Below are 5,238 nucleotides of genomic sequence, written 5' to 3' on the forward strand. Positions count from 1 at the left end.
GATGGGAGAAGATGAAGGACAACTTGTCAAAAACTTCGGTTTTGGCAGGTCTGTTTGTCAATGCCCCCGCTGATCATCGAGCGGGGGTATTGTCTCTTTTCAGAGGGTTCAATTCAAAACATTCCTAGGAGGTTTTTGAATTGGAAAATGCATTTAAGTTAGGAACAAAGCGCACTAATGTGATTTCCACGCGCTTAGGTGGTATCAGCGGGATTTGGTATGTGGCACTTGGGGCAACGTTATGGGGGCTCGACCCACTCTTCAGGATCTTACTGTTAAAAAGCTTTACTTCAGCGCAAATCGTGTTTATTGAGCATTTGCTTCTTGCCTGCTATGCGCTGCCGGCACTGATAAAGTACCGTAAAACCTTGATCGGCAAGCTGTCGCTAGGTGTCATCGGCGCATTGCTGTTCATCTCATGGGGCGGATCGGCGATTGCGACCATCCTGTTTACAGCTGCGTTCTCGCACGGCAATGYGAACGCCATACTGCTTTTACAGAAATTACAGCCCTTATTCGCTATCATTTTGGCTCGCTTGATGCTCAAAGAAACGCTGCCTTCCAAATTTTTTGCCTATATTGCGGTGGCGCTGCTTGGCACGTATTTACTGACGTTCGGCTTCTCGTCACCAGAGATGGGGCTTAAAGATTTGGGTACCATAAGCTGCTTATTCTCGATTCTTGCAGCAGGCTTATGGGGTGGCTCGACCGTCATGGGCAAGTACTTGCTGCAGAAAAAACTAGACTTCCCGATCGTAACCTCGCTGCGGTTTCTGCTCGCCATTCCATTGCTGACAGTTGTACTTGTTGCTAGCGGCGATGCTTGGCACGTAACGGGAACTAGCGGCGGTCTGACACTTATAGCTGTGAACTTGCTGTTCCAGGCGTTTTTCCCGGGCTTGCTCTCCATGCTTCTTTATTATAAAGGGTTGTCCTCCACCAAGGCGTTTTTCGCGACACTGGCGGAGTTGGCCTTCCCAGCAGTTGGCGTCTGTGTGAACTGGCTTGTCTTCGGGCAAAAGCTAACCGTAGGCCAGCTCGCTGGCTTCATCGTGATTTGGCTTACACTTTGGGTAATGAGCCGCAATCAGAACAAAGCAGCGGCCTAAAATAAAAGGGCTGCCCTGAAAGTAGATTGTTCTACTTTTCAGGGCAGCCTTTTGTGTACACTGCGGTGCTGGACGCTTGCGGTAGGGAACTACAGGGCGCTATTTGCGGGAAATAGGCGATTTAACAGTCCGGAGGGATCTACAGGCCCCTATTTGCCAGAAAAATCTCGGATTTAAGCTTTTTTATGGCAAATAGGGGRTCGTAGTTCCCCATAATCGTCCGAAGCGTCGCTTCCACCAAAAATAGGGGATCACAGTTCCCCCTAACTCACGCCAGTATTCATCGGCAGTATCTCGCCCCATCATCATCACCAGTATCACGCAACATCATCTCCAACAGTACTCGCAGCAGCAGCCCCCAAGCAGCCTCAGGAAACCTTCGGCACCTTATGCTTACCATCCTTTTGCGCCGCAACCGCAGGCTCAAGATAAAATGCAACCCCGTCCCGCTCGTTCGCGGCACGCACGGTCATACCGTGATGGTCCATGATTTGCTTCACGATGGCAAGACCGAGCCCGAACTGGCCGTCACCGCCAGAGCGGAAGGGCTCAAAGAGGCTGTCCGCGATCGCCTGATCGAGCGGCGGACCGTCGTTGCTGATCTGCAGCTGTGAGAAATGATCTGCAGCTTGCTTGCCCTCGCCATTGGCTGGCGTCGTGAGGATAATCCGGATGCCGCTTTTGGCATAGCGGAGCTGGTTATCGAGCATATTCTCCAAGGCGATCTTCCATTGATCGGGGTCGCCATGCAGGGTGGCAGGGGGGAGTTCCATCTCCCACTCGATTTCGGGCCGGCGATAGCGCAGCCTTTCAACCACATCTTCGATGACCTCGTGCAGCTCAAAAGGGCGGAAAGGCTTCTCGCGAGCGGTGACATAATTCAGCTTATTAAGCAGCAGCAGGTCACGAATGCGTTTCTCGAGGCGCTCGCCTTCTTTCAGAATGACGCCTAGGCTTTCGCTCAAGGTCCCTTTCGGGAAAACCCCGTCGAGAATCGACTGCGCATAGCTGCGGATAACCATGACCGGGGTTTTCAGCTCGTGAGAAGTGTGCTGCAGGAAGAATTGCTGCGCGCGGTCCTGGCGCACGAGGCGCTGCCGCATCGCTTCAATGGCCTTGGCTAGCCGTCCCACTTCATCCTTGCGTCCAGTTTCAATCGGATCATGCCAATCGCGCTCCGCCATGCGTCCAACGTGGCGCTCCATCTGAACGAGTGGACGTGTGAAGTAGCGGGCGATGACCAGACATGGCAGCCATGAAATTACGATGAGGCCAACCATCATCAGCATAAGTCTGCCGAACATGGTCATGACCAGGTCGTTGCGGTAATTGCCCCAGGCATAAGAGACAATGAAGCCGGGCTGGCCCTGGACGACCTCTTTTCGGATCACATAAAAGTGTTTTAATATCCGTCATGATATCTGCTTTTACCCCGGCTATCCCTTTTGTAGCCAGTGTTAGGGTAGGCGATGTCAACGTCGTTGCTTCCACACGAAGCCCACTCTGCGTGTCTAGTAGAATATCGTATAGCTGCTCTGTAAAAAATCCCTTCAACGTCCAGGGCAGCAGAACGGCAAGCAGTGTAAAAATAAGCAGCGTTAAAGCCGCGAATGCCCCCCAAAGCTTCATGGCCAGCGGCCATTGTCCTAATCGCAGCGTCATGCTTTCACCATCCTATATCCGTATCCGTATACGGTTTCTAATCGCAGCTCTGGCAGCTTGCGGCGAAGTCTTCGTACCAAATCATCTACGACCCGGTCGGTCCCGAAGTAGTCGATCCCCCAAACAGCTCGGAGCACTTGTTCACGCTCTAACACTTGCCCATGGTGGCCCACCAAATAGAGCAGCAGCTCAAATTCCTTGGAGGTAAGCTCCAGCTTGCTGCCATCCTCTGCTGTTACTGTGCGCGCTTGCTCATCAATCAGATAGGGAGCTATGTTCAACTTCGTGCGGCGTTCCAGCCCTGCAGGTATCATGCCGGCAGGGTGTCCGCCGTATACGCGTTCCAGCAGTTTGCGAGTACGGATGACGAGCTCGCGAGGTAAAAAAGGCTTGGCCAAGTAGTCATCGCTCCCCATTTCCAGGCCAATGATCCGATCGATATCCGCGTCTCGCGCTGATATGAAAATTACGGGCTGCGCGGGCTGATCCGCCTTAATCTCGCGCATAAGCTGATAGCCGTCAACGCCTGGGAGCATGATATCGAGGACCCACAAGTCCGGCCGCTCGGATATGGCGGATCTTGCCGAGGTCCCGTCAGCGAACGAACGCACTTGCCACCCCTCTTTCTCTAAATAGGCGGCAAGAACGCCCCTGAGATGCTCTTCATCTTCCACTAAATAAATGCGATACATATAGGTTTCTCCTTCTTTCTACTCAGCGATGGGGAAAAGGTGGAGCCGTTCGCAGTATTTTGCGATCGGTCCACCGGAGTTGGAGCTGGCTGAGCAGGATCGAGTTTGAACATTTTATTTTCCAAAGTACCCGGAGTAGTCGGCAGTGCAGTAGCAGTGCTTTTGATCACCATTGTTTTGGCGAATGCAGGCTTCGGCATCTCGCTCTCAGCTTGTTTGCGATCCTCTAACGCTTGCTTCCATTCAGCCAAGCTGCTTGGGGCGTAGGTGCTCACTAGCAATTTCAAATAGTTGCGCTCATGAGCTGGTTGCAGCAATAGGCCGCCTGAGCTTGTGTGCAGCTGAACCGCTCTGGTTCCCATCAGGGGAGTTGCCGATGTGACAGCGAAGCTTGTTTTAGTATCTGTTGTAGTAGCGTCAGCCGCTGATGCACCACCGACAGCTCCAAAAGCCATTGTTACCATAAAAGCTAGCAGACTAGCTTGACTTGCGCGACGTTTCCATTGTGTTTTCATAGTAGAAAACTCCTCTCAATTTGGGGGTATGTAGGTGAGTGTCTCTCCCTTACAACCTAAATGTACCGTAAGATTATGGACATCCTATCGTAACATTGTGGGAAATTATGTGTGTGCTTGACGATTGCCGGAGTTATGAGGTGGAGTATGGGAGATGCCATTGGACGTTTTCCAACGAAATAGGCATAAGGTGAGTCCGAATCGCCATCTCGTTGGACAGATTCCAATGCGATTACATAAAAGGGGGCGTATTCACGAGGAATCAGATGGTCCCATTGGAATTCATCCAACGGAAAGCAGGATTTTGCGGCTTAATCGGCTGGTTCGTTGGATTTCGTCCAATAAGAGTTAAATCTAACGTCGAAAATGTAGTAAACTGTATGCTGGAACACAATGAACAGGGGGTGTCTACATGAAAGAAGTCCTGCTCGGGCCAGAGGAAAGCTTCACCAAACTGCCCGCAGAAGTCGTATTCGATAAGAACTTGTATTGGTTAATTCAATCCGAGGATCAGGCATCGTACCGGCTCGTCTCAAGCCGATGCCCGCATGCTGGAGCTATTGTGGAGGCTGAAAAAGGGGAATTCGTATGCTCGATGCACGGCTGGACGTTCGATCTCCACTCAGGAGCATGCCTGAACGTGCCGACCAAAAGCCTAACAGCCTATGACGTTATCGTCAAAGAAGGCCAGCTTATAGCGCATGTGTAAAAAGAAAAGGACCTGCCTGATCCGATGAAGGGTTAGGCGGGTCCTGATTTTTTTTTATAAATTCAAATGCAGCTTACGTGTGTTCAGCATACCGTCCAGACCAGTAGGGTCTTGGCTCACTTTATACTGTACAAAAGCTTCCGCGGCCTCCGAAGTGCGAATGCGCAGCGGTTTAGGGTCCATTTCCATCAGCTTCACCATAACTTCGGCAACTGATTCTGACGTTTGAGGCACAGAGTTCCGTTTGGAGAATGCGTCCAGGTATTGCGTGATAATTGGCTTATATTCGTCCTCCAGAATACCTCCGGTTTGTTGAACATGCCCAAGGACAGTTTGGTTAAAATTAGTTGCAATCGCGCCAGGCTCAAGCAGCGTAACATCAATGTTGAACGTTGGCTTGTAGTATGTCGCTAAGCTTTCTAGCAAGCCTTCAACGGCAAATTTGGCCGAGCAGTAGATTTCATTGAAAGGTTGCCCAACTAGACCCCCAACGCTTGTTGTTGCTACCAAATGTCCAGCATCTGATTTACGCAGAAGTGGCAATCCAGCAC

General features: G+C 51.2%; 7 protein-coding genes. 2 read left to right on the forward strand and 5 right to left on the reverse strand.

Features of this window, described 5'->3' with window-relative positions; all coding sequences use genetic code 11:
• Positions 1-140 precede the first annotated feature (140 nt).
• Entirely contained in the window at positions 141-1,109 is a 969-nt protein-coding gene (locus AC1DUA_RS33555; RefSeq protein WP_477503857.1) for a DMT family transporter, read from the forward strand.
• Between the two features lie 368 nt (positions 1,110-1,477).
• On the opposite strand, the gene AC1DUA_RS33560 is transcribed toward AC1DUA_RS33555, so the two are convergent.
• From AC1DUA_RS33560 to AC1DUA_RS33575, 4 genes are read right to left on the reverse strand one after another with little or no spacing between them, the layout of a single operon-like run.
• Positions 1,478-2,293 (reverse strand): HAMP domain-containing sensor histidine kinase, encoded by an 816-nt coding sequence (locus AC1DUA_RS33560; RefSeq protein ID WP_477503858.1) that lies wholly within the window; start codon positions 2,291-2,293, stop codon positions 1,478-1,480.
• Entirely contained in the window at positions 2,271-2,771 is a 501-nt protein-coding gene (locus tag AC1DUA_RS33565; RefSeq protein WP_477503859.1) for a hypothetical protein, read from the reverse strand. Before AC1DUA_RS33565 ends, AC1DUA_RS33560 begins: the two co-directional genes overlap by 23 nt.
• Positions 2,768-3,463: a response regulator transcription factor gene (locus AC1DUA_RS33570; protein ID WP_477503860.1), complete on the reverse strand. Its 696-nt coding sequence runs from the start codon at positions 3,461-3,463 to the stop codon at positions 2,768-2,770. Before AC1DUA_RS33570 ends, AC1DUA_RS33565 begins: the two co-directional genes overlap by 4 nt.
• Positions 3,445-3,978: a hypothetical protein gene (locus AC1DUA_RS33575; RefSeq protein ID WP_477503861.1), complete on the reverse strand. Its 534-nt coding sequence runs from the start codon at positions 3,976-3,978 to the stop codon at positions 3,445-3,447. Before AC1DUA_RS33575 ends, AC1DUA_RS33570 begins: the two co-directional genes overlap by 19 nt.
• 412 nt (positions 3,979-4,390) lie before the next feature.
• Between AC1DUA_RS33575 and AC1DUA_RS33580 the strand changes: the two genes are divergently transcribed.
• A complete protein-coding gene (locus AC1DUA_RS33580) occupies positions 4,391-4,687 on the forward strand; it encodes a Rieske (2Fe-2S) protein (protein ID WP_477503862.1) in 297 nt (98 codons plus the stop codon).
• Between the two features lie 54 nt (positions 4,688-4,741).
• Here AC1DUA_RS33580 and AC1DUA_RS33585 read toward each other — a convergent pair.
• On the reverse strand, positions 4,742-5,238 hold a 497-nt coding region (locus AC1DUA_RS33585), incomplete at its 5' end, for an SDR family NAD(P)-dependent oxidoreductase (RefSeq protein ID WP_477503863.1).

The organism is Paenibacillus sp. 01T422 (assembly GCF_056398785.1).